Source organism: Streptomyces sp. NPDC088097 (assembly GCF_044741845.1).
Classification (GTDB): Bacteria; Actinomycetota; Actinomycetes; order Streptomycetales; family Streptomycetaceae; genus Streptomyces.
The window spans coordinates 1-24,076 of sequence record NZ_JBIUTJ010000006.1; the positions used below are offsets into that span (position 1 = coordinate 1).

The window sequence follows — 24,076 nt, forward strand, 5'->3', positions numbered from 1 at the left end:
GCGGGGGCGCGGGCCCGGCCCCCCACCCCCCCCCCCCCGGCCGGGCCCGGGGGCGTGTCCCCCGCCCCGGGCGGGGGGGGGGCCGGGGCGGGGGGGGGGGGCGCCCGGGGCCGCGGCCCCTTCCCGTCGGCCGTCGGCCGTCGGCGGGTCCTACAGGCCGTCGAGGAACCCGAGCGCGATCCGCCAGGTCTCCTCGGCGGCCTCCGCGTCATAGTCGTCGAGGTCCGGGTCGGTGAACAGGTGCCCGGCCCCCGGATAGGTATGGACCTCCACGTCGGCGCCCGCCCGCCGCATCCGCAGGTACCAGGCGGTCAGCCAGTCGTGCGGCTCGAAGGGGTCCGGATCCGCCACGTGCAGCTGCACCGGCAGCTCGTCGGCCGAGGCGTCCTCCGCGATGTCCGACGTCCCGTGCAGGAGCAGCAGACCGCGCGCCTTCTCGTCGGCCAGCGCCAGGTGCTGGGCCACGGAGCCCCCGTAGGAGAAACCGGCGTAGACCAGGCCCTGGTCCGAGTAGGGGGCCGAGGCCAACACCGCCCGCTTGAGCAGCTCGTCGCGGCCGACCTCCTCCTGGTGGGCCATCCCCTCCTCGACCGTCGCGAACGTACGCCCCTCGAAGAGGTCCGGCACATGGACCTCGTGCCCGGCCGCGCGCAGCCGATCGGCCGCCGCGAGCACCGCGGGCCGCAGCCCGTACGTCGAATGGAAGAGCATGATGTTCATGCCTCCCATCGTGCCATTCGTCGAACGGCGTGAGCGCGAAGGCCCGTCGTGGCTAGGGTCTCCCGCATGGAGATGGAGAGCGTCCTGCGCCCCGTGATCGTCGTCGGCTCCGCGTTGCTCGTCACCCTGCTCGCCGGGTGGCTGCTCGACCTGCTGCTGCGCAAAGCCGACGCCCGTCACACCGAGACCCCCCTGTGGGGGCTGCTGCGCCGCTGCGTCCCACCGTTCCGACTGGTCCTGGGCACCGGACTGCTCCGGGCCTCCTACCGGCAGGCCGGGATCCCCGCCGATCACGCGGCGGCCGTGGGCCACCTGCTGACCCTGGTGACGATCGCCGGCAGCGCCTGGCTGCTCGTCCGGATAGCCACCGCCGTCGTGGACTCCGCCTACGCCCGCTACGCCGCCGCCGCCCCCGACGACGCCCGGGTCCGCCGGGTCCGCACCCAGGTCACGCTGATCCAGCGGGTGGTCACGGCGGTGGTCGTGGTGGTCGCCATCGCCTCGATGCTGCTGACCTTCCCCCCGATGCGGGTGGCCGGCGCCTCCGTGCTCGCCTCGGCCGGAGTCCTCGGCATCGTGGCCGGCATCGCGGCGCAGTCCTCCCTCGGCAACCTCTTCGCCGGCCTCCAGATCGCCTTCGGCGACACCGTGCGCATCGGGGACACCGTGGTCGTGGACAAGGAGTGGGGCACCGTCGAGGAGATCACCCTGACCTTCCTGGTGGTCCGCACCTGGGACGAGCGCCGCATCACGATGCCGGTCTCGTACTTCACCAGCAAGCCCTACGAGAACTGGTCGCGCGGCGGGGCCCAGATGACGGGCACCGTCTTCTGGCACCTGGACCACGCGGCGCCGGTGGCGCTGATGCGGGACAGGCTCGCCGAGATCCTCAAGGACGTCCCCGAATGGGACGAACGCTCCGCTTCGCTGGCCGTCACCGACACCACCCCCAACACCATCGTGGTGCGGGGGGTGATGACCGCCAAGAACGCCGACGACGTGTGGACCCTGCGCTGCGCGGTGCGCGAGCGGATGATCACCTGGCTGGCCGAACACCATCCGTACGCCCTCCCCCGCGTCAGCACCACCGAGGCCGACCTCCACCCCTGACCCCTGACCGGCGGGTGGGCCGGTGCGGTGCGGTGGTGCCGACGGTGCCCGTCAGAAGACCAACCGCAGCAGGGCGCCGCCGCCCGGGGCCCGGCCCGCCGTCAGCTCCGCCCCGTGCGCCCGGGCGATCTGGCGGGCCATGGCCAGCCCCAGCCCCGAGCCGGGCAGGGCCCGCGCGACGCCCGCCCGGTAGAAGCGGTCGAAGACGTACGGCAGGTCCTCGACGGCGATGCCGGGGCCGTGGTCGCGCACGGTCAGCTCGGCGCCGCCCCCCTCGCGCGCCCGCAGCCGCACCTCGACCGGCATCCCCCGCGGGCTGAACTTCGCCGCGTTGTCGAGCAGGTTCCCGACGAGCCGGCTCAGCCGGGCCGGCACCCCCTCCACCACCACCTCGGCCGTCGCCACCCGGAACTCCACGCCGGGCCAGTGCTCTCGCGCGGCCTGCGCGCCGTGCTCGACCAGCGCCCCGAGGCGCACCTGTTCCAGCAGGGGCCGCGGCTCCTCGTCCCGGGCCAGCTCGATCAGGTCGTTGACCAGGCCCGTCACCTCGCGCAGTTGCCTGCCCAGGGCGAGGGAGGCCCGCTCGCGCTGCTCGGGAGTGAGCCGCTCCCCCCGCGCCAGCAGCTCGGCGTTGGTCCGCAGGGCGGTGAGCGGAGTGCGCAACTCGTGCGAGGCGTCCGCGACGAGGCGCCGTTGGGCGGTGACCGACTGCTCCAGTTCCGCCAGCATCGTGTTGAAGCTCCCGGCCAGCCGGGTGATCTCGTCCTCCCGGCCGGGCGGCGGCAGTTCGATGCGGTGGCGCGGATCGCGGGTGGCGGCGATCCGCTCGGCGGTGGCGGTGAGCCGGGTCACCGGCGCCAGGCCGGTGCGCGAGACCCAGGAGCCGAGCAGGGCGGCGAGCAGCACGCCGGCCGCGCCGGTCAGGGCGAGCCACCAGGACGCCTCCTCGATCCCGTCGCGGACGCTGTCGGAGCGCAGGGCGACGCGCAGGGCCCGGCCGTCGGCGTAGTCGGTGGTGAGCATCCGCGCCGGATGTCCGGCGACGGTGATGTTCGTGTAGTACGGGGGCCTGGTGCCCCCGGCCACCTGCCGGGCGGCGGGGTCCACGGGCGGCAACAGGCCGCCCGCCTCGTGGCTGTCGGCGGCCGGGTCTGCGGCGACCACCTCGGCGCAGGCGGGCGCGGCCAGGAAGCGGCACTCCCCGGCGAGGACGCCGGGCCGTACGTCGGGGTGGCGCTGCGCGGCGAGCCGGGCGGACTGGGTGAGGCTGAGGTCGAGCTGTCGGTACAGGGCCCCGCGCACGACGAAGAAGGCCGCCGCGCACACGCCGAGGGCCACCAGGGCCACGGCGGCGGTGACGGCCAGCGCGAGGCGGGTGCGCAGCGGACGGCGGCGCCGCCAGGGCGCGCCGAGTCGGCGCCGGCCCGCGCCGCTCACGCGGCGTCCAGCCGGTAGCCGACCCCGTGCACGGTGTGCACCAGCCGGGGCTCGCCGCCCGCTTCGAGCTTGCGCCGCAGGTAGCCCACGTAGACGGCGAGGGAGTTGGAGTCCGGCCCGAAGTCCCGTCCCCAGACCAGTTCCAGGATCAGCTCCCGGGGCAGCACCTGACCGGGGTGGCGCAGGAACAGCTCCAGCAGGGCCGCCTCGGTCCGGCTGAACTCCACCGGCCGGCCGCCCCGCAGCCCGGTCCGGGTCACCGGGTCGAGGACCAGGTCGGCGTAGCCGAGCGGGCCGTCCGCGCCCGCCGGGTCGGGGGCGGCGCGCCGCAGCAGGGCCCGGACCCGGGCGATCAGCTCGTCGAGGGCGAAGGGCTTGACCAGGTAGTCGTCGGCGCCGGCCTCCAGTCCGTCGACCCGCTCGCTGACGGAGTCCAGCGCGGTCAGGACGAGTACGGGGACGCGGTCGCCGACCGCCCGGAGGCGGCGGCACACCGCGAGTCCGTCGAGGACGGGCATCATCACGTCGAGGACGACGGCGTCCGGCTCCCAGGCGGCCACCTCGGACAGCGCGGCCAGCCCGTCGGCGGCGCCGCGCACCTCGTACCCCTCGACGGCGAGGCCGTCCAGTACGGCGGCCCGCACCTCGGGTTCGTCGTCGACCACCAGGATCCGGTGACTGCTCAGCGGGCTCATGGGACAAAGCCTGCCAAAGAGCGCGGGCGAACCTCTTAGAACCTTCTTAGGGCGCACCGGGAGTGTGCGGCCATGACCACCACCACACACCTCTCCGTCGTGATCGGTGCGGGCGGCACCGGCGGCCACATCTACCCGGGGCTGGCGCTCGCCGAGGCCCTGCGGGCGGCCGTCCCGGGCACCGAGGTCTCCTTCATCGGGACCGAGCGGGGCCTGGAGACCGAGCTGATCCCGGCCGCCGGCTACCCCCTGCACACCGTCGACATGATCCCTTTCGACCCCGCGCTCGGGGCCAAGCGCTACCTGTTGCCCGCCGCCCTGATGCGCTCGGCGCACCAGGCCCGGGCCGTGATCCGGGCCCGGGGCGCACAGGTCGTCGTCGGGATGGGCGGCTATCCGAGCGCGCCCGCCGTGCTCGGGGCGCGTCTCGCGGGACTGCCCGCCGTGATCCACGAGTCCAACGCGGTGCCGGGCCGGGCCAACCGGTTCGCGGCCCGTCTCACCCCGCACATCGCCGTCGCCTTCGACCGCAGCCGCGCGCACCTGGCGGGCGGGGAACGCGCGCTGACCACCGGGATGCCCATCTCCGCCGCCCTGTCGGGGCTGGCCGGCCGCTCGCGCGGGGAACGGTCGGCGCTGCGCGTCGAAGCCCGGCGGGCGCTGGGGATCCCCGAGGGGCGGCGCCTGGTCGTCTTCAACGGGGGCAGCCTGGGCGCGCTGCGGCTGACCGGCGCCGCCGTGGGACTGGCCGGGCTGTGGCAGGGCCGTGACGACGTCCAGCTCCTGGTGAAGACCGGCCCGGCGGCGCTGCCCGACGCGGTGCGGGAGCTGACGGCGCGCGGCGGGCAACGGATCGCCCGGGCCGTGCCCTACCTGGACCGGATGGACCTGGTGTACGCGGCGGCCGACCTGGTGGTCTGCCGGGCCGGTTCCGCGACGGTGGCGGAGCTGGCCGCGACCGGGGTCCCGGCCGTCCTGGTCCCGTACCCGCACGCGCCCGGCGACCACCAGACCCACAACGCGCGGGTGCTGTCCGACGCGGGCGCCGGCCTGCTGCTGCCCGATGCCGAGACCACCGCCGAGAGCCTCGCCGCCCTGGTCGGGCCGCTGCTGGCCGATCCGGCCCGGCTGGCGACGATGGCCGGCGCCGCCGGACCGGGCCCGCACGCGCGGGCCGCGCAACTGCTGGCGGCGCAGGTCGTCCACATCGCCGGCTTCTCCTTCGGGACCCCGACCCCTCCGCGGGCCCCGATCCCTTCGCAGGCCCCCTAAGGGCTGTCCCGTAATCCCTGGTGGGCGCGCGGCGTCCCGCACACCCCGAACTCCCTGGAGCGCATGTGAACACCGACGGCACCGCCCACACCGGCACCGCGAACACCGACGACGACTGGACCGACCGCACCGTCCTCGTCACCGGAGCCGAGGGCTTCATCGGCTCGACCCTCGTGGACCTCCTGGTGGCCCGCGGCGCGCGGGTCCGCGCCCTGGTCCACTACAAGCCGTACGGGGAGAAGGGCCACCTGGCCCACCACCTGGCCGACCCGGACGGCCGCGTCGAGATGTGGGCGGGCGACGTCCGCGACGCGGGCCGGGTGAACGACGCCGTGGCCGGCTGCGACACCGTCTTCCACCTGGCGGCGCTCATCGGGATCCCGTACAGCTACGCCTCCCCGGGCGCCTACGTCCAGACGAACGTCACCGGGACGCAGAACATCGCCGAGGCCTGCCGCCGCCACGGCGTGCGGCGCCTCGTGCACACCTCCACCAGCGAGGTCTACGGAACGGCCCTGACGGTGCCCATCTCCGAGGAGCACCCGCTCCAGCCGCAGTCCCCGTACTCGGCATCGAAGATCGGCGCCGACATGACGGCACTCTCCTTCCACCACGCCTTCGAGCTGCCGGTGACGGTGGTGCGGCCCTTCAACACCTACGGCCCCCGACAGTCGGCCCGCGCCGTCATCCCGACGATCCTCGCCCAACTGCACGCGGGCGCCCGCGAGGTCCGCCTCGGCTCGCTGACCCCGACCCGCGACTTCACGTACGTCACGGACACGGCGGAGGGCTTCCTCGCCGTGGCGCGGTGCGAGCGGGCGGTCGGCGAGGTGGTCAACCTCGGTACGGGCGAGGAGATCTCCATCGGCGACCTGGCCCGGGAACTGATCGCGGCCTCGGGCCGGGAGGCCGAGGTGGTCGTGGACCCGGCCAGGCTGCGCCCCTCGGGCAGCGAGGTCCAGCGGCTCCTGTCGGACAACTCCCGCGCCCGCGCGTGGGCGGGCTGGCAGCCGCGGGTGCCGCTGCGGGAGGGGCTGCGCCGCACCTCGGAGTGGGTCGCGGACAACATCGCCCTGTTCGCCCCGGACCGCTACCAGGTCTGACCCGGCCCCGGCCGGTGGGCCCACGAACCGTCCGGGCCCCGGCCGGTGGGCTACGAGCCGCGCAGGCTGCGGACGTCCAGGTGGCGCAGCACCCGGTCCACGATCTCGGGGTCGGCGCCGGGCTCGCTGCGCGCGGCCAGCACCTCGTGCCGGGCGGCGGACATCATCTCGCGCTGGATCCGCTGGATGTCGCGGATCCGCTCCACGCGCTTCGCGTAGGCCTCGCGGCGCTCCTCGTCGACCAGGTCGGGGCTGATCCTGGCGCCGACGTCGTACGCCCTGCGGTAGAGCGTCTCCACCAGGTCCTCGGGGAGTTCCTCGACCTCTTCGATCTGCTTCAGCCGACGTTTGGCGGCCTTCGCCGCGCGCAGCGCCAGCTGCCGCTCGGCCTCCCTGTCGGCGTCGGAGTCGGCCTGCACGCCGAGCCGTCGGACCAGCCACGGTAGGGTCAGCCCCTGGATCACCAGGGTGGCCATGATCACCGCGAAGGCGATGAAGAGGATCTCCTCGCGGGCCGGGAACAAGTCCCCGGATTCCGTCTTGAGGGGGATGGCCAGGGCCAGGGCCACCGAGGCCACGCCCCGCATGCCCGCCCACCACATGACGACGCTCTCCCGCCAGGTCATCGGGATCTCCTCGTCGTAGTCGCGCCGACTGTGCAGTCTCTGCGCCAGCCATCCGGCGGGCAGGAGCCAGAGCAGTCGTACGCCGACCACCACCGCGATCACGATCCCCGCCCACCCGGCCATCTCGCCGATCCGGCCCTGCGCGACCCCGAAGACGTTGTGCAGCTCCAGCCCGATCAGCCCGAAGGCCACGCCGGTGACCAGGACGTCGACGACCTCCCAGAAGGTGTGTCCGGCGAGCCGTCCCAGCACGTCGTCGGCGTCGGAGGCGTACTCGGCGAGGAAGAGGGCGGTGGTCAGCACGGCCAACACCCCCGAGCCGAGCATCTCCTCGGCCAGCACGTAGGCCACGAACGGCACCAGCAGCGTCAGCCCGATCTGGAGGGTGGCGTCGCCCAGCTTGCCCATCAGCCGGTTGGCGGCCCAGCCGAGCGCGAGCCCGACGGCGATCGCGACCACGGCTGACAGCACGAACTCCCCCAGGGCGTCCGGCCAGGAGAAACTGCCGCTGACGACGGCGGCGATGGCCACGTGGTAGAGCACGATGGCCGTGACGTCGTTGAACAGCCCCTCGCCCTCCAGGATGGACACCATCCGGCGGGGCAGTCCGAGCGCCCCTGCCACAGCGGTGGCGGCGACGGGGTCGGGCGGGGCGATGAGCGCGCCGAGCGCGACGGCGGCGGCGAGGGGCAGCCCGGGCACGACGGCGTGCGCGACGGCGGCCACGGCGGCGGTGGTCACGAAGACCAGGGCCACGGCCAGCAGCAGGATGGGCCGCACGTTGGCCGCGAACTGCCGCCAAGAGGTGCGCTGCACGGAGGCGTAGAGCAGCGGTGGCAGCACCAGCGGCAGGATGTAGTCGGGCGGGATGTCGACGTTCGGCACGGCCGGCACGAGGGCCAGCACCACCCCGCCGAGGGTCATCAGGACGGGCGCGGGCAGTCCGAGCCGGTCCCCGAGCGGAACGGTGACGACGGCTCCGAGCAGGAGGACGAAGAGAAGGGCTAGCTGATCCACTCCCCCACCCTGCCGGCCCGCGCCCGGGACCACCCACGGCCGAAGGTCCCGCCCCGGCCGTGTCGCCCCCGGCTGCCCCGGCCGTGCCGGTCGGACCGTTCGGACCGGCGGATCAGCCGGTCGGCGTCCTGCGCATGGAGCGGTGCGGGATCCCCGCGTCCTCGAACTCCGGCCCGTAGGCCACGTACCCGAGACGCTCGTAGAAGCCCAGCGCGTGCGTCTGCGCGCCGAGGTCCACCGCGGCCAGCCCCAACCGCGCGGCCTCCGCCTCGATGGCGCGCACCAGCGCGACACCGACGCCGAGCCCGCGCGCGGACTTCCGTACGGCGAGCCGGCCGAGCGAGCCGACCTCGGGGGACCCGGTCTTGCCCAAGGCCTCGGGGCCGTGCAGCAGCCGGCCGGTGCCGAGGGGCTCCCCGGCGGCGTCCACGGCCAGCACGTGCACCGCGACCGCGTCGTAGGCGTCGTACTCGATCGACTCCGGCACGCCCTGCTCGACCACGAACACCTCGGTCCGCACCGCGTAGCAGGCTTCCAGGTCGGCCTGGGTGGCGGCGACCCGGACGACGACGGCAGCGGCGGCGGTCACTCGCTCTCGGCCCGGATCACGTCCAGCGCGTTCCGCAGGTCCTCCGGGTAGGTGCTCTCGAACTCGACCCAGCGGCCGTCCGAGGGGTGCTCGAAGCCGAGCCGCACGGCGTGCAGCCACTGGCGGGTCAGCCCGAGCCGCTTGGCGACCGTGGGGTCGGCCCCGTAGGTCAGGTCGCCGACGCAGGGGTGGCGGTGCGCGGCCATGTGCACGCGGATCTGGTGCGTGCGGCCGGTCTCCAGCTTGATGTCGAGCAGCGAGGCGGCGCGGAAGGCCTCGATCAGGTCGTAGTGGGTGACGGAGGGCTTGCCCTCCTGGGTCACGGCCCACTTGTAGTCGGCGTTGGGGTGGCGGCCGATGGGCGCGTCGATGGTGCCGCTCATCGGGTCCGGGTGGCCCTGCACGAGCGCGTGGTAGCGCTTGTCGACGACCCGCTCGCGGAACTGGTTCTTGAGGGAGGTGTACGCGCGCTCGGACTTGGCGACGGCCATCAGGCCGGAGGTGCCGACGTCGAGGCGGTGCACGATGCCTTGGCGCTCGGAGGCGCCGGAGGTGGAGATCCGGTAGCCGGCGGCGGCGAGGCCGCCGATCACGGTGGTGCCGGTCCAGCCGGGGCTGGGGTGCGCGGCGACGCCCACCGGCTTCATGATCACGACGATGTCGTCGTCGTCGTGGATGATCTCCATGCCGGGTACGGGCTCGGCGACGAGTTCGACCGGGCGCTTCGGGGCGGGCATCTCGACTTCGAGCCAGGCGCCGCCGTGCACGCGCTCGGACTTGCCGACGACGCTGCCGTCGACCGAGACCTTCCCCTCCGACGCCAGTTCGGCCGCCTTCGTCCGGGAAAATCCGAACATACGGGCGATGGCGGCGTCCACGCGCTCGCCTTCGAGGCCATCGGGAACGGGCAGGGTGCGGATCTCGGGAATCGTACTCACCTGTCGAGTATGCAGGACTCGACAGAAGAGCATTCCCGCGCACGGTCGCCGCGGGGCCCCGCACGGGGCCCCGATCGCCCCCGGTCAGTCCTTGTGGACGGTCCCGTCCGGGTCCAGTCCCTTGAACGACAGCAGCACGATCAGGATCCCGCCGCACACGATCGCCGAGTCGGCGAGGTTGAAGACGGCGAAGTGCGAGGGGGCGATGAAGTCGACCACCGCGCCCCGGAAGACGCCCGGCGAACGGAAGATCCGGTCGGTGAGGTTGCCCAGCGCCCCGCCCAGCAGCAGGCCGAGCGCGATCGCCCACGGCAGGCTGTAGAGCTTGCGGGCCAGCCGCACGATCACCACGATCACGGTGGCCGCGATGCAGGTGAAGATGATCGTGAAGGCCTCGCCGAAGCCGAAGGCGGCGCCGGGGTTGCGGATCGCCTCGAACTTGAGCAGGTCACCGATGATCCGGATCGGCGGCTGGTGCTCCAGCTTCGCCACGACCAGCATCTTGCTGCCGAGGTCGAGCAGGTACGCCAGCACCGCCACGACGATCAGCGCGGCGATCCGACGGCGCCCCTTGGGCGCGGCCGGCTCCGACTGCGGGTCCGACTGCGGCTCGGCGTCGTCCCCGACCTCCGGCGTACCGATGATGCGCTCCGCCTCTGCCACGTGAGTCCCTCGAACTAGCTCGAACCAGGTTGCCGACGATCAGCCCTGCCAGGTTCCTGGACCCTGACGAGACACGAGGGTACGTCAGGGCCCGCACCTCCCGTCCAGAGCCGGCCGACGCCGGCCCGGACGGATCCGGGCGGACCCCGGCGCGGCCCGGGGCGGGTCAGTGCCTGCGTTCCTGCTTCTGCTTGCAGTCCACGCAGAGCGTGGCCCGCGGGAAGGCCTGCATCCTGGCCTTGCCGATGGGCTGCCCGCAGTTCTCGCAGAGGCCGTACGTGCCCGCCTCCAGCCGCTCCAGCGCCCGCTCGGTCTGCTCCAGCATGGAGGTCGCGTTGGCGGCCAGCGCCAGCTCGGACTCCCGGGTGATGTTCTTGGTGCCCGTGTCGGCCTGGTCGTCGCCCGCGCCGTCGCCCGAGTCCCGCATCAGGCCCGTGATCGCCGCCTCGGAGGCGTCCAGCTCGGCCCGCAGCCGCAGCACCTCCGAGAGCAGCTCCGTACGCGCGTCCTCGACCTCCTCGGTCGTCCAGGGGTCCTCGCCGGGTCGTACGGCGAGTTCGCCGGGCGCGCCGGCGGCGGTGGCCCGCACCTTGGGCAGGCCACTGGTGGCGGCGGTCGCCGTCTTCCTGGCCGTACCCGCTGTCTTCTTGGCTACCACTTTCCGAGCTCCCGTCTTCCGCGCGGCCGCAGCCGCCCCCTCGGCCACGTCCGCCTTGGGCGTGGCCTTTCCCGTGGTGCTCTTCGCGGCGGCCTTCTTCGCCGGGGCCTTTTTCGCCGGGGCCTTCTTCGCGGCCGGGGCGGACTTCTTCGCCGGGACCTCCGTCGTCGCCTTCTCGGCCGGAGTAGCCCGCTCGGCGGCAGGCGTGGTGCCCGACCCGGCAGCCACCTCCCGTGTCGCCGTCTTCTTCGCCACCATGGCCGCGGCCCCTTTTCGCATGCTGTGATCTTGTTCGCGAATCGTGCCGGAACGATAAATCGGCGCCGACCCCACGGCAACGGGGCACGCGTCCACAGAGGTCGACCTGCATCCGTTGTGCCCATCCCGAGGCCCCGTAATCCGCCCCACCCGCCCCAGTGGATCCCGTACGGGCCCGTCCGCCCATCCGGGTCACGCCGACCCCCTCCCGGTCCCCCTCCGCGCGGCCGCCCCCGACCCCCTCCACCGCTCGCCCGGAGCTCCCCCGGGGCTCCCCCGCGCGCCGCCGCAAACCGGTCGGCCGACCCGCGCCCCGGCCCGTACACTGGGCGCAGCGAGAGGCATGGATGGGGACGAGTAGCGTCGGACGCGGCCAGGAGCGACCCGGGGACGGTGAGAGCCCGGGGGCGAGCGCGACGTGAAGGATCACCCCGGAGCCGCCGGAAGAAGGCCCGCAGGGGCTGGTAGAACCGGCTTCGCACCCCAATGAGGGGGCCACCGGACCCGTCCGGCGGCCAAGGAGGGTGGTACCGCGGGAGCAGCACGTCCCTGGACACGGGGAGGCTCTCGTCCCTCCGGTCGGACGTGACATCCCGCCGGAGGAAGAGTTCAGCCTCATGACCACACCGCCGCAGTACCGCTCGGTCCCCGCCCAGGTCGACCTGCCTGCCCTCGAGCACGCCGTCCTCGACTTCTGGCGCGAGAACAAGACCTTCGCCAAGACCCTGGAGCAGTCCGAGGGCCGCCCCGAGTGGGTCTTCTACGAGGGCCCGCCCACCGCGAACGGCATGCCCGGCGCGCACCACATCGAGGCCCGCGTCTTCAAGGACGTCTTCCCCCGCTTCCGCACCATGCGTGGCTACCACGTGGCCCGCAAGGCCGGCTGGGACTGCCACGGCCTGCCCGTCGAGCTCGCCGTCGAGAAGGAACTGGGCTTCAACGGCAAGCAGGACATCGAGGCGTACGGCATCGCCGAGTTCAACGCCAAGTGCCGCGAGTCCGTGACCCGCCACACCGACGCGTTCACCGAGCTGACGACCCGCATGGGCTACTGGGTCGACCTGGACGACGCCTACCGCACCATGGACCCCGAGTACGTCGAGTCCGTGTGGTGGTCGCTGAAGGAGATCTTCAACAAGGGTCTGCTCACCCAGGACCACCGCGTCGCCCCCTGGTGCCCCCGCTGCGGCACCGGCCTCTCCGACCACGAGCTGGCCCAGGGCTACGAGACGGTCGTGGACCCCTCGGTCTACGTCCGCTTCCCGCTGACCTCCGGCCCGCTCGCGGGCGAGGCCGCGCTGCTGGTGTGGACGACGACCCCTTGGACCCTGGTGTCCAACACGGCCGTGGCCGCGCACCCCGAGGTCAGGTACGTCGTGGCCCGCCGCAGCGGCGACGAGGACTCGGAGCGGCTGGTCGTCGCCGAGCCGCTGCTGGAGAAGTCCCTCGGCGAGGGCTGGGAGGCCACCGGCGAGTCCTTCACCGGCAAGGAGATGGAGCGCTGGACCTACCAGCGCCCCTTCGACCTGGTCGAGTTCCCGGAGCCGGCGCACTACGTCGTGAACGCCGAGTACGTCACGACCGAGGACGGCACCGGTCTGGTCCACCAGTCCCCCGCCTTCGGCGCCGACGACCTCGCGGTCTGCCGCGCGTACGGCCTGCCCGTCGTGAACCCGGTCCGCCCCGACGGCACCTTCGAGGAGGACGTCCCGCTCGTCGGCGGGGTCTTCTTCAAGAAGGCCGACGAGAAGCTGACCACCGACCTCGACGCGCGCGGCCTGCTCTTCAAGCACATCGCCTACGAGCACAGCTACCCGCACTGCTGGCGCTGCCACACGGCGCTGCTGTACTACGCCCAGCCGTCCTGGTACGTCCGCACCACCGCCGTCAAGGACGCGATGCTGCGGGAGAACGAGAAGACGAACTGGTTCCCGGACTCGGTCAAGCAGGGCCGCTTCGGCGACTGGCTGAACAACAACATCGACTGGGCGCTCTCCCGCAACCGCTACTGGGGCACCCCCCTGCCGATCTGGCGCTGCGAGGAGGACCACCTCACCTGCGTCGGCTCGCTCGCGGAGCTGTCGGACCTGACGGGCACGGACCAGTCGGAGCTGGACCCGCACCGTCCGTACATCGACGAGGTCACCTTCCCCTGCACGCACGAGGGCTGCTCCCTGCCCTCGGTCCGCGTGCCGGAGGTCATCGACGCCTGGTACGACTCGGGTTCGATGCCGTTCGCGCAGTGGGGCTACCCGCACAAGAACAAGGAGATCTTCGAGACGCGCTACCCGGCGCAGTTCATCTCGGAGGCCATCGACCAGACGCGCGGTTGGTTCTACACGCTGATGGCGGTCGGCACCCTCGTCTTCGACAAGTCCGCGTACGAGAACGTGGTCTGCCTGGGCCACATCCTCGCCGAGGACGGCCGCAAGATGTCCAAGCACCTGGGCAACACCCTTGAGCCGATCGCGCTGATGGACCAGCACGGCGCGGACGCCGTCCGCTGGTTCATGGCGGCCGGCGGCTCCCCGTGGTCGGCGCGCCGCGTGGGCCACGGCACGATCCAGGAGGTCGTCCGCAAGACGCTCCTCACCTACTGGAACACGGTCGCCTTCCAGGCCCTGTACGCCCGTACCTCGAACTGGGCCCCGTCGGCCTCCGACCCGGCGCCCGCGGACCGCACGGTCTTGGACCGCTGGCTGCTCTCGGAGCTCCACACCCTGACCACCGAGGTCACGGCCGCGATGGAGGCGTACGACACCCAGCGCGCCGGCAAGCTCCTCTCCTCCTTCGTGGACGACCTCTCCAACTGGTACGTGCGCCGCTCGCGCCGGCGGTTCTGGCAAGGCGACGCGGCGGCGCTGCGGACCCTGCACGAGGTCATCGCGACCGTCACGCAGCTGATGGCCCCGCTGACCCCGTTCATCGCGGAGCGGGTCTGGCAGGACATGATCGTCCCGGTCGACCCGGAGGCCCCCGAGTCGGTGCACCTGTCCTCGTGGCCGGTCGCGGACGCGGCGGCGATCGACCCGACCCTGTCCCGGCAGATGCTGCTGGTACGCCGTCTCGTGGAGCTGGGTCGCGCCACGCGCGCGGAGTCGGGCGTCAAGACCCGTCAGCCGCTCTCGCGGGCGCTGGTCGGGGTGGCGGGCTTCGACGCCCTTTCCCCGGAGCTGCGGGCCCAGATCACCGAGGAGCTGAACGTCTCCTCGCTGGCCTCCCTCTCCGAGGTCGGCGGCTCGCTGGTGGACACCACGGCGAAGGCGAACTTCCGGGCGCTGGGCAAGCGGTTCGGCAAGGGCGTCCAGGACGTGGCCAAGGCCGTGGCGGCGGCGGACGCGGCGGCGCTCTCGCTGGCCCTGCGCTCCGGCGAGGCCACGGTCGAGGTGAACGGCGAGACCGTGGCCCTCACCCCGGAGGAGGTCATCATCACGGAGACCCCGCGCGAGGGTTGGTCGGTGGCGTCCGACTCGGGCGCGACGGTCGCCCTGGACCTGGAGATCACCCCGGAGCTGCGGCTCGCGGGCCTGGCGCGTGACGCGATCCGCCTGATCCAGGAGGCCCGGAAGAACTCCGGCCTGGACGTGGCGGACCGGATCGCCCTGCGGTGGTCCTCGCCGGACGCCGAGGTCGTGACGGCCCTGACGGACCACGCCGAGCTGATCGCGGACGAGGTCCTGGCGACGGACTTCGCCCCGGGCGAGGCCGACGCCGCCTACGGCGACCCGTTCACGGACGACCCCCTGTCCCTGACCTTCCACCTCCGCAAGGCCTGACCCCACCCCCCGTGGCCCGGCCCCCCCACCCGGGGGTCCGGGCCACACCCGTCCCCCCACCAACCCGGCCCCGACGCCCCTCGATCCGCGCCTCCCAGCCACCGCCATCGACCCCCGCCTCCACCCACCGGCGTCCCGGCGTTCCGGCCCCACCAAATCCAGCCCCGCCCCCGCTCGATCCGCGCCTCCCAGCCACCACCATCGACCCCCGCCTCCACCCCACCGGCGTCCCGGCGTTCCGGCCCCACCAAATCCAGCCTCGCCGGCGTTTGAGGCGCGGGGGCCCGGGGGCGGAGCCCCCGCAACGGCGCCGCACCCGACCACGGGTCCGGGCCGAGCCCGGGGAACGGGGCCGGGAACGCGAAACGGGCCGGGCCCGGCACCCCCGCAGGGGAACCGGGCCCGGCCCGTAAAGACTGCCGACAGAGGCGGCAGCGCCTCTAGTTGTCGTCCTCGTCGATCAGGAAGCCCCGCATGGGAGACGGCGCCTGCTGCATCGGCTGCGGAGCAGCCGGCCGCACGGGAGCCATCGGCTGCGTCATCGCCGGGGACATCTGCTGCTGGCCACCGTAGGACGGACCGCCCATCGGGGAGGGACCGCCCATGGGGGACGGGCCGCCCATGGAGTGGCCCATCGCGCCGGCCGGAGCCATCGACGGGGACGGCGACGGCGGCAGCGCCGGACCCGAGGGGCCGCGCGGCGGAGCCAGCGAGTCGTCGGCCTGGGTCTCCAGCTGGCGCAGCTGCGACTCCAGGTAGGACTTCAGACGCGTGCGGTACTCACGCTCGAAGCCCCGCAGGTCCTCGACCTTGCGCTCCAGCGTGGCGCGGGCGGACTCCAGGGAGCCCATCGCGACGCGGTGCTTCTCCTGCGCGTCCCGCTCCAGCGCGTCGGCCTTGGCACGGGCGTCCCGCTCCAGGCCCTCGGCGCGGCTGCGGGCCTCGCCGACGATCTTGTTGGCCTCGGAACGGGCCTCCGCGATCGCCTGGTCGGCGGTCTGCTGCGCGAGCGACAGGACGCGGGCGGCACTGTCGCCACCGGGGCCCTGCTGCGGGAGCTGCGGCTGACCCATCTGCTGCATCTGCTGGCCCATGGGCTGCATCTGCTGCCCCATCGGCTGCATCTGCTGGCCCATCGGCTGGCCGAGCTGGTTCTGCCCGCCCATGGACTGCTGCTGCTGCTGTTGCTGCTGCTGCATGGGCTGCATCTGCTGGCCCATGGGGTTCTGACCCATCTGCTGCTGACCCATGGGGTTCTGACCCATCGGGTTCTGGCCCATCTGCGGCTGACCCATCGGGTTCTGGCCGCCCATGGACTGCTGCTGCATGGGGTTGCCCATCTGACCCGGACCCTGCGGTCCGTGTCCCCCCGGGCCGGGGGGCAGCTGGGGCTGTCCGCCCGGCAGCTGCGGCGGGCCCATCTGCGGCTGCTGCTGCTGCGGCGGGCCGGATATGGCCGCGGGCACGGGGGCGCCCGGGCCGCGCTGGTCCTGGGGCTCCGGCTTGCGCATGCCCTGCTGCTGCTGGTTCTGCGCGGCGGCACGCGTGGCGGCGGCCAGCTTGGCGCGCAGGTCCTCGTTCTCGCGCAGCAGGCGCGTCAGTTCGGACTCGACCTCGTCGAGGAAGGCATCAACCTCGTCCTCGTCATAGCCTTCTCGGAGGCGGACGGTCGTGAACTGCTTGTTCCGCACGTCCTCGGGGCTCAGCGGCATGTCTTCTTCACCTCTACGTAGTCGTCGGCAGTCGGCAAGACCTGGATCATCCCCGCGCGTGTGGGGAACACATCGCTCACACGCTTCTCGCAGCGGTGCTCACGAAGCTGATGAGGATGTAAACGATGATCATCAGAACGAAGAAGGACAGGTCGAGTGCCACGCCCCCGAGACGCAACGGCGGGATGAACCGCCGAAGAAGCTTGAGCGGTGGATCGGTGACAGTGTAGGTGGCCTCCAGGACGACCACCATTGCCTTGCCGGGCGTCCATGAACGTGCGAACTGGAACACGTAGTCCATGACCAGGCGGAAGATCAGGACGATCAGGAAGCACATCAGCGCGATGTAGACCACTTGTAGTGCGACGCCCATCCCGCGCTTCCCTCTCCCCTGTTCCGCTCTGTCCCCGGTCCCGTATCTGACGGATCGGTCTAGCTTTGGTTGAAGAACCCGCCCTCCGCGATGCGGGCCTTGTCCTCCGCCGTGACATCGACGTTAGCAGGCGACAGCAGGAACACCTTCTGTGTCACGCGTTCAATGCTGCCGTGCAGACCGAACACGAGGCCCGCGGCGAAGTCGACCAGACGCTTCGCGTCCGTGTCGTCCATCTCCGTGAGATTCATGATCACCGGAGTGCCCTCACGGAAGTGTTCCCCGATGGTACGGGCCTCGTTGTAGGTCCGGGGGTGCAGCGTCGTGATGCGGTACGGCTCCCGCTCGGAGACGACCTTGGGCATGATCACGGGTGCGTTCTTCTCCAGGTTGGTGCGGTCAGGTGTGATGGATGCCACGGGGGCAATTCGCGCTGGACGTCCGCTTTCCACCGGAATGGAAAGGGGCTCTCGTTGCGCGGGGGGCTGTGCGACTCGTACCGGTTCGTCCGTTACGGGTGGTTGATGCACGGGCTGCTGCCGGCGCTCCCGCTCTCGGGGGCGCTCGGGTTCCGGCTCGGGCTCGAACTCGTCATCGGGGTCGTACCCCGGGTTGTCGTACCGGTCGTCCTCCACGAGGCCGAGGTAGACCGCCATCTTGCGCATCGCGCCGGCCATTCTCCGAGTCCTCCGCTCTGTGGTGGATCGCCCTGTCGCAGGTGTCGCTGTGTCAGTCAGCGAGATCGCTGTGTCACCAAAGTCACCAACTGCCCGCGATCCACGTGGTCTGTCCGCTCATCTGCGGAAATGACCATATTTTCTGCTGTGGTCCGACTTTCTTCGCGACGTTACCCGAGCCGGGGTCTCGCGCCGAGTACCGCAGTGCCGACGCGTACATGTGTCGCACCCGCCAGCACCGCCTGTTCCAGGTCCGCGCTCATTCCGGCCGACACCATCGTGGCAGCCGGATGGTCCGCGCGCAGGCCGGATGACAATTCCACCAGCCGCTCGAACGCCGCCCGTTCGCGTCCGGCGTAGGAGCCGGCGAGGGGGGCGACGGTCATCAGGCCGTCGATCCGCAGTCCCGGGGCGGCGGCCACGAGGTCCGCCAACTCCGGGAGGAGGTCCGGCGCCGCCCCGCCCCGGTCGCCCCGTTCGCCCGACTCGGCGTCCAGGGCGATCTGGATCAGGCACCCCAGTTCGCGGCCCTGGGCGACCGCGGCGGCCGACAGGGAGCTGATGAGCTTCGGCCGGTCGACCGACTGCACCACTTGCGCGTATCCCGCCACCGAACGGACTTTGTTCGTCTGCAACTGGCCGACGAAGTGCCAGCTCAGCGGCAGATCCGCACAGGCGACGGCTTTGGGGGCGGCGTCCTGGTCGCGATTCTCCGCAACATGACGGACGCCCAGGTCCGCCAGCAGTCGTACGTCACTCGCCGGGTAGGTCTTGGTGACCACGATCAGGGTCACCTCCTCCCGCCCGCGGCCCGCGGCCGCGCAGGCGGAGGCGATCCGCTCCTCCACCCGCGCCAGGTTCTCGGCGAGCTCCGACTTACGATCCGTCATCAATCTGTTCACACCACACATATCCGGCGAGCCGGCCGGTCACCCGGTCGCGGCGGTAAGAGAAGTGGTCCCGCGACTCCAGTGTGCAGAACGGCGATCGGTGGGTTCGCGCCACCCCCGCCTCCGCCAGCTGCGCGTGCGCTCCGGCGACCACATCCACGGCCGGGGTCCCCCAACTGGTCTCGGCCCGCGCGGCCGGCACCACCGCGGCGACCGCCTCCCGCATCTGCTCCGGGACTTCGTAGCAGCGTCCGCAGACGGCCGGTCCGGTACGCGCGACCATGCGCGCGGGGTCCGCGCCCAGGGCCACCATCGCCTCGACCGCGGCCGGCACCACCCCCGCGACCAGCCCGGGCCGCCCGGCGTGGGCGGCGCCGACGATCCCGGCGACGGGATCGGCCAGCAGGACCGGGACGCAGTCCGCGGTCAGCACCGCGAGGGCGAGCCCCCGACGGGCGGTCACCACCGCGTCGACGGCGGGGATCGGGACCCCGGCCGGCCAGGGGCCGTCCACCACCGCGACGTCGCGGCCGTGGACCTGGTTCATCCAGACGACCCGTTCCGGGTCGATGCCCAGCTCCCCCGCCGCGGCGGCCCGGTTCGCGCGAACGGCGGCCGGGTCGTCTCCGACCGCGCCGCCGAGATTGAGCTCCTCGTACGGAACGGCGCTCACTCCGCCCCACCGGTCGGTGAAGGCGAAGTGGGCGCCGTTCTCGTGATGCTGCCCCAGGGTCACTTCAAGAAGTCCGGGACATCCAGCTCTTCGGCCGGGCTGTCCTGGTACGGCCGGGCGGTCGGGACCTGCGGTGCCGGAGCCGGCTCGACCGGGATCTCCACCGGAGCCTGGTGCTCCTCGCGCGGGGTGACACTGCCGAGTCCGCCGAAGGCCGGACGGACCGGCTCCGGCGCGCGGACCGGCGCGGGGGCCGGCTCCTCGCGCTTGGTGGACGCGGCACCGACGACGTTGTCCCGGCGGGCCGGGGGCTGTCCCCCGTCGAAGCCGGCCGCGATCACCGTGACGCGGACCTCGTCGCCGAGCGCGTCGTCGATGACGGCGCCGAAGATGATGTTCGCCTCGGGGTGGGCGGCCTCGCTGACCAGCTGCGCGGCCTCGTTGATCTCGAAGAGACCGAGGTCGGAGCCACCGGAGATGGAGAGCAGCACACCGCGGGCGCCGTCGATGGACGCCTCCAGCAGCGGCGAGGAGATCGCCATCTCGGCGGCGGCCACCGCGCGGTCGTCGCCGCGGGCCGAGCCGATGCCCATGAGGGCCGATCCGGCCTCGGACATCACGGACTTGACGTCCGCGAAGTCGAGGTTGATCAGACCCGGGGTGGTGATCAGGTCGGTGATGCCCTGGACGCCCGACAGCAGGACCTGGTCGGCCGACTTGAAGGCGTCCAGGACGCTGACCTGGCGGTCCGAGATGGACAGCAGGCGGTCGTTGGGAATGACGATGAGGGTGTCGACCTCTTCGCGGAGCTCGGCGATGCCGTCCTCCGCCTGGTTCGCGCGACGCCGGCCCTCGAAGGTGAACGGTCGGGTGACCACACCGATCGTCAGGGCGCCCAGCGAGCGTGCGATGTTCGCGACGACGGGTGCGCCACCGGTACCGGTGCCGCCGCCCTCGCCGGCGGTGACGAAGACCATGTCGGCCCCCTTGAGGACCTCCTCGATCTCCTCACGGTGGTCCTCTGCCGCCTTGCGGCCGACGGCCGGGTTGGCTCCGGCGCCGAGGCCCCGGGTGAGTTCGCGGCCGACGTCGAGCTTGACGTCGGCGTCGCTCATCAACAGCGCCTGGGCGTCCGTGTTGATGGCGATGAACTCGACGCCCTTGAGACCGACCTCGATCATTCGGTTGATGGCATTGACACCACCGCCGCCGACACCGATGACCTTGATGACTGCGAGGTAGTTCTGCGGTGCTGCCACGTCGAAGGCCTCTCGCCTCGAGTTACGTGTCGCCGCCTCGCGGGCCTGCGTTGCGACGACTGATGCCGAAATTGGGACGGTTCGTACACGCCGACCCGAACCCTAACCCTGAAGTTTAGGGTTATGAGTGTGTCTGTTCCTTGGACTCTTCCGAACAGGACACTAAGTCGACAAGTAGCGCGCGTTCAACGAACACGCCGAACCTCCCGTTTTTCTTTTCACCCTATGTGATCACCCGTATCGGTGGCCAACCAGGGTGCGTCGGTGTTGGACTGGACGTCAACTCCCGGACACGGCGGGGGCGGTGGGGACGCTCACGTCGAAGTGGTCCGCCTTGGGAGCGGCTTTGAGCAGAGCGGTCAACGCCCGACCCTTCGCCTCACCCAGTTCGCCGCTCCCCCACACGACCGTCCGGCCCTTGCTGAGTTCCAGTACGACCGCATCGTACGACCGCACCTTGACCTGCAAGGTCTCCTTGGCGACGGCCTCCGGGAGGTCCCCGGCGATCGAAACCGCCTCGCGCAAGAGCCGCTCCTCGTCGAAGCGACGGGCGCTCGGAGAGCGCTCCGCCTGCAGTTCGAGGACCGGAACTCCCGCCGGTGCTTTCGCGACCGTGTCGAATCGCACACCGGACACGTCCACTTCGACGAAGTCCGTGCCCTTCTTGATGAGCAGGACGGGTTTGCGTTCCGTCACTTTCAGCCCGATTCCGTGCGGCCAGGCCCGTACGACATCGACCGAATCGACGCGGGGCAGCCGCTTGCGCAGCCGGGCCGCGATCTCGTCGGTGTCGATGTCGATCAGGGGTGCGCCGACGGGCACGGCCGCGGCCGTGAGGACCTGCGCGGGGGTCAGCACCCGGGTGCCGGAGGTCGTGACCTTCTCGACGCGGAGCCAGGAGGAGCCGTAGAGCACCCAGGTGCCGCCGGCGGTGAGGAGCACCGCGGCGGCCAGGGAGGCCAGGAGGGGGACCCGGCGCGCTCGCGCGCCACCGGGGCCCCCCGGGCCGGATCCCTTCGACGACCTGGGCGGTTTGGGCGGCTTGGGCGAGCCCGGGCTCGCGCCCTTGCCCTTGCCCGTGCCGCCCGCCCGGTCGGAAGTACCGCGCTGTGCGGTCGTCGGTCCGGCCACTCCTGCGCCTCCTGGGTCAGCGGTTGTTGCGCGCGGCCGCGATCGCCTCGTAGACCAGACCGACGAGCAGTTCGTCGGCGTCCCGGCGGCCGAACTCGGAGGCGGCGCGGGACATCTCGTACAGGCGGTGCGGGTCGGACAGCACCGGGAGGACCTGACCGAGCACCCATTCGGGCGTCAGCTCCGCGTCGTCCACGAGCAGACCGCCACCGGCCTTGACCACCGGCTGGGCGTTGAGCCGCTGTTCGCCGTTGCCGATGGGCAGCGGTACGTAGGCGGCCGGCAGTCCGACGGCGGAGAGTTCGGCGACGGTCATCGCGCCCGCACGGCACAGCATCATGTCGGCGGCGGCGTACGCGAGGTCCATCCGGTCCACGTACGGTACCGGCACATACGGCGGCATCCCGGGCATGTTGTCGACACGCGGCATTTCGTTCTTCGGGCCGACCGCGTGCAGGATCTGGATCCCGGAGCGCTGGAGGACCGGAGCGACCTGCTGGATCACCTCGTTGAGGCGGCGTGCGCCCTGCGAGCCGCCCGAGACCAGCAGCGTCGGCAGGTTGGGGTCCAGGCCGAAGGCGGCGCGCGCCTCGGGTCGGACGGCCGAGCGGTCCAGGGTGGAGATGGACCGGCGCAGCGGGATGCCCACGTAGCGGGCACCGCGCAGCTTGCTGTCCGGGGTGGACACCGCCACGGCGTGCGCGTAGCGCGAGCCGATCTTGTTGGCCAGTCCGGGCCGGGCGTTGGCCTCGTGGACGATGATCGGCACCCCGAGCCGCTTGGCGGCCAGGTAGCCGGGCAGCGCCACGTAGCCGCCGAAGCCGACCACACAGTCGGCCTTGGTCCGCGTGAGGATCTCCTCGGCGGCCTTGATCGTGCCGCGCAGCCGTCCGGGGACGGTGATCAGCTCGGGCGTGGGCCTACGGGGCAGCGGTACGGCGGGGATCAGTCCCAGCTCGTAACCGCGCTCCGGGACCAGCCGTGTTTCCAGTCCGCGTTCGGTACCGAGGGCGGTGATGCCCACGGTCGGGTCCTGCCTGCGCAGGGCGTCCGCGAGGGCGAGCGCCGGCTCGATGTGGCCGGCGGTCCCCCCACCGGCGAGTACGACATGCACCGAAATTCACCGCTCTCCGGACGGACGCTTCTTGACGCGCCGTCTCATCGACTTCCCTATCAACCCGGTCCGCTTCCAGCCCGTTCTCGGCTGACGCATCGCGAGCGCCGCTCGCGCCGCCGGCTCCTCCCGCGCGAAGGCGATGAGCAGTCCGACCGCGAACATGGTCGGCAGCAGGGCGGACCCTCCGTAGGAGAACAGCGGGAGGGGCACCCCTGCGATCGGCAGCAGGCCGAGCACAGCGCCGATGTTGATCACGGCCTGGGCCGTGATCCACGTGGTGACGCCTCCCGCGGCATACCGTACGAAGGGGTCCTCCGTGCGTCCGGCCACGCGGATACCCGCATAGCCTAGAGCCGCGAACAGGGCGAGGACCGACAGCGTCCCCGCCAGTCCCAGTTCCTCACCGGTGATGGCGAAGATGAAGTCGGTGTGGGCTTCGGGGAGTTGCCCCCATTTTTCCACACTCGCACCCAGACCGGAACCGAACCAGCCGCCCGATGCGAGAGCGTAGATTCCGTGGACGGCCTGCCAGCAAAGGTCGTTCTTGCCCGGTTCTGTCGCCCCCAGGCACGCGAGCCGGTCCATGCGGTGCGGGCTGGTCTTGATCAATAGTGCGACGATCGCACCAGCGAACATCAGCACGCCCACGAACATCCTCGTCGGCGCCCCGGCGAGCCACAGCAGCCCGAACAGGATCGCCCCGAGGATCATCGCGGTGCCCATGTCCCCACCGAGCATGATCAGACCGAGCAGCAGGAAGGCGACCGGGACCAGCGGCACCAGAAGGTGCTTCCACTGGCTCAGCAGGTCCTTGTCGCCCTTGCGGGCCAGCAGGTCGGCGCCCCACAGGATCAGGGCCAGCTTGCCGAACTCACTTGGCTGGAGCATGAACGGACCGCCAAGGGAGATCCAATTCCGGTTGCCGTTGATCGAGACCCCTATCCCCGGGACCTGGACCAGGGCCATCAGGAACAGGGTTCCGGCGAGCACGGGGTAGGACAGCGCCCGGTGCAGTTTCACCGGCATCCGGGAGGCGGCCAGCAGCAGGACGGCGCCGATCAGGGCGGCCAGGAACTGCTTCTTGAAGAAGTACGCGTCCCCCAGCCCCAGCTGGAGCGCCTTGATCATGGAGGCGGAGTACACCATCACCAGGCCGAGGGCGGTCAGGAGCAGGGCGCTCCCGAGGATCACGTAGTAGGCGGTCAGCGGGCGGTCCCAGGCCCTGCCGAGCTGTCGCCGGGTACGCCTGAGGCCCTCCAGGGGGCCGCGCCCGGCAGGGCGTTTGGGACGGGGGGCCGGGCGGGCCCGTCCGCGCTCGCGCACGGCGGACGGCCGCCGCCCCGGCAGCATCTGCTTGGCCGGCATCTGTGATCTTCCCCTCC

At 72.1% G+C, this 24,076-nt stretch carries 22 protein-coding genes; 5 read left to right on the forward strand and 17 right to left on the reverse strand.

Features of this window, described 5'->3' with window-relative positions; all coding sequences use genetic code 11:
• Window positions 1-150 precede the first annotated feature (150 nt).
• Window positions 151-729: a dienelactone hydrolase family protein gene (locus ACIOD1_RS19545; RefSeq protein ID WP_365613466.1), complete on the reverse strand. Its 579-nt coding sequence runs from the start codon at window positions 727-729 to the stop codon at window positions 151-153.
• A 63-nt stretch (window positions 730-792) separates the two neighbouring features.
• On the opposite strand from ACIOD1_RS19545, the gene ACIOD1_RS19550 reads away from it, so the two are divergent.
• Window positions 793-1,830 (forward strand): mechanosensitive ion channel domain-containing protein, encoded by a 1,038-nt coding sequence (locus ACIOD1_RS19550; RefSeq protein WP_365614961.1) that lies wholly within the window; start codon window positions 793-795, stop codon window positions 1,828-1,830.
• 51 nt (window positions 1,831-1,881) lie between these two features.
• On the opposite strand, the gene ACIOD1_RS19555 is transcribed toward ACIOD1_RS19550, so the two are convergent.
• Both ACIOD1_RS19555 and ACIOD1_RS19560 read right to left on the reverse strand, forming a co-directional pair.
• Entirely contained in the window at window positions 1,882-3,267 is a 1,386-nt protein-coding gene (locus ACIOD1_RS19555; RefSeq protein WP_365613469.1) for a HAMP domain-containing sensor histidine kinase, read from the reverse strand.
• Window positions 3,264-3,962: a response regulator transcription factor gene (locus ACIOD1_RS19560; RefSeq protein ID WP_365613472.1), complete on the reverse strand. Its 699-nt coding sequence runs from the start codon at window positions 3,960-3,962 to the stop codon at window positions 3,264-3,266. The genes ACIOD1_RS19555 and ACIOD1_RS19560 overlap by 4 nt, the downstream gene beginning before the upstream one ends.
• A gap of 72 nt (window positions 3,963-4,034) precedes the next feature.
• Here ACIOD1_RS19560 and ACIOD1_RS19565 point away from each other — a divergent pair, with 72 nt between their 5' ends.
• Both ACIOD1_RS19565 and ACIOD1_RS19570 read left to right on the forward strand, forming a co-directional pair.
• Complete coding sequence (locus ACIOD1_RS19565) at window positions 4,035-5,234, forward strand: UDP-N-acetylglucosamine--N-acetylmuramyl-(pentapeptide) pyrophosphoryl-undecaprenol N-acetylglucosamine transferase (protein WP_401903575.1); 1,200 nt, start codon at window positions 4,035-4,037, stop codon at window positions 5,232-5,234.
• Between the two features lie 65 nt (window positions 5,235-5,299).
• Window positions 5,300-6,337, forward strand: coding sequence for an SDR family NAD(P)-dependent oxidoreductase (locus ACIOD1_RS19570; protein WP_401903577.1), 1,038 nt, complete (start codon window positions 5,300-5,302; stop codon window positions 6,335-6,337).
• Between the two features lie 50 nt (window positions 6,338-6,387).
• Here the strand turns inward: ACIOD1_RS19570 and ACIOD1_RS19575 are convergent, their stop codons facing one another.
• The 5 genes from ACIOD1_RS19575 to ACIOD1_RS19595 form a co-directional block, all read right to left on the reverse strand.
• The gene (locus ACIOD1_RS19575) at window positions 6,388-7,980 is read right to left on the reverse strand and encodes a Na+/H+ antiporter (protein ID WP_365613479.1); all 1,593 of its coding nucleotides are present in this window, start codon (window positions 7,978-7,980) and stop codon (window positions 6,388-6,390) included.
• Window positions 7,981-8,092: 112 nt separating this feature from the next.
• Window positions 8,093-8,569, reverse strand: a complete 477-nt coding sequence (locus tag ACIOD1_RS19580) for a GNAT family N-acetyltransferase (RefSeq protein ID WP_365613482.1) — start codon at window positions 8,567-8,569, stop codon at window positions 8,093-8,095.
• Entirely contained in the window at window positions 8,566-9,507 is a 942-nt protein-coding gene (locus ACIOD1_RS19585) for an RluA family pseudouridine synthase (protein ID WP_365613485.1), read from the reverse strand. The genes ACIOD1_RS19580 and ACIOD1_RS19585 overlap by 4 nt, the downstream gene beginning before the upstream one ends.
• Before the next feature lie 84 nt (window positions 9,508-9,591).
• Window positions 9,592-10,170, reverse strand: a complete 579-nt coding sequence (gene lspA, locus ACIOD1_RS19590; protein ID WP_365613488.1) for a signal peptidase II — start codon at window positions 10,168-10,170, stop codon at window positions 9,592-9,594.
• Between the two features lie 166 nt (window positions 10,171-10,336).
• On the reverse strand, window positions 10,337-10,828 hold the full coding sequence (locus ACIOD1_RS19595) for a TraR/DksA C4-type zinc finger protein (RefSeq protein ID WP_365613490.1): 492 nt from the start codon (window positions 10,826-10,828) through the stop codon (window positions 10,337-10,339).
• Between ACIOD1_RS19595 and ACIOD1_RS19600 the strand changes: the two genes are divergently transcribed.
• Together ACIOD1_RS19600 and ileS are read left to right on the forward strand one after the other, a co-directional pair.
• The gene (locus ACIOD1_RS19600) at window positions 10,818-11,114 is read left to right on the forward strand and encodes a hypothetical protein (RefSeq protein WP_365613493.1); all 297 of its coding nucleotides are present in this window, start codon (window positions 10,818-10,820) and stop codon (window positions 11,112-11,114) included. The genes ACIOD1_RS19595 and ACIOD1_RS19600 overlap by 11 nt on opposite strands.
• A 589-nt stretch (window positions 11,115-11,703) precedes the next feature.
• Entirely contained in the window at window positions 11,704-14,862 is a 3,159-nt protein-coding gene (gene ileS, locus ACIOD1_RS19605) for an isoleucine--tRNA ligase (protein WP_401903579.1), read from the forward strand.
• A gap of 440 nt (window positions 14,863-15,302) precedes the next feature.
• On the opposite strand, the gene ACIOD1_RS19610 is transcribed toward ileS, so the two are convergent.
• The 9 genes from ACIOD1_RS19610 to ftsW all read right to left on the reverse strand — a co-directional run bounded on the left by ACIOD1_RS19610 (window position 15,303) and on the right by ftsW (window position 24,059).
• Entirely contained in the window at window positions 15,303-16,574 is a 1,272-nt protein-coding gene (locus tag ACIOD1_RS19610) for a DivIVA domain-containing protein (RefSeq protein ID WP_365613498.1), read from the reverse strand.
• Between the two features lie 76 nt (window positions 16,575-16,650).
• Window positions 16,651-16,947, reverse strand: coding sequence for a YggT family protein (locus ACIOD1_RS19615; protein WP_030155988.1), 297 nt, complete (start codon window positions 16,945-16,947; stop codon window positions 16,651-16,653).
• 59 nt (window positions 16,948-17,006) lie between these two features.
• Window positions 17,007-17,624 carry a cell division protein SepF gene (locus ACIOD1_RS19620; protein WP_365613501.1) on the reverse strand — a complete coding sequence of 206 codons (618 nt, stop codon included), beginning with the start codon at window positions 17,622-17,624 and terminating at the stop codon, window positions 17,007-17,009.
• 170 nt (window positions 17,625-17,794) lie between these two features.
• Window positions 17,795-18,514: a YggS family pyridoxal phosphate-dependent enzyme gene (locus ACIOD1_RS19625; protein WP_365613504.1), complete on the reverse strand. Its 720-nt coding sequence runs from the start codon at window positions 18,512-18,514 to the stop codon at window positions 17,795-17,797.
• Window positions 18,501-19,250, reverse strand: a complete 750-nt coding sequence (gene pgeF / locus ACIOD1_RS19630) for a peptidoglycan editing factor PgeF (protein WP_365613507.1) — start codon at window positions 19,248-19,250, stop codon at window positions 18,501-18,503. Before pgeF ends, ACIOD1_RS19625 begins: the two co-directional genes overlap by 14 nt.
• The gene (gene ftsZ / locus ACIOD1_RS19635; protein WP_365613510.1) at window positions 19,247-20,446 is read right to left on the reverse strand and encodes a cell division protein FtsZ; all 1,200 of its coding nucleotides are present in this window, start codon (window positions 20,444-20,446) and stop codon (window positions 19,247-19,249) included. The genes pgeF and ftsZ overlap by 4 nt, the downstream gene beginning before the upstream one ends.
• Window positions 20,447-20,725: 279 nt before the next feature.
• Window positions 20,726-21,577, reverse strand: coding sequence for a cell division protein FtsQ/DivIB (locus tag ACIOD1_RS19640; protein WP_401903584.1), 852 nt, complete (start codon window positions 21,575-21,577; stop codon window positions 20,726-20,728).
• A 16-nt stretch (window positions 21,578-21,593) separates the two neighbouring features.
• Window positions 21,594-22,691, reverse strand: a complete 1,098-nt coding sequence (gene murG, locus ACIOD1_RS19645; protein WP_365613513.1) for an undecaprenyldiphospho-muramoylpentapeptide beta-N-acetylglucosaminyltransferase — start codon at window positions 22,689-22,691, stop codon at window positions 21,594-21,596.
• 6 nt (window positions 22,692-22,697) lie between these two features.
• The gene (gene ftsW, locus ACIOD1_RS19650) at window positions 22,698-24,059 is read right to left on the reverse strand and encodes a putative lipid II flippase FtsW (RefSeq protein WP_365613516.1); all 1,362 of its coding nucleotides are present in this window, start codon (window positions 24,057-24,059) and stop codon (window positions 22,698-22,700) included.
• Window positions 24,060-24,076 lie beyond the last annotated feature (17 nt).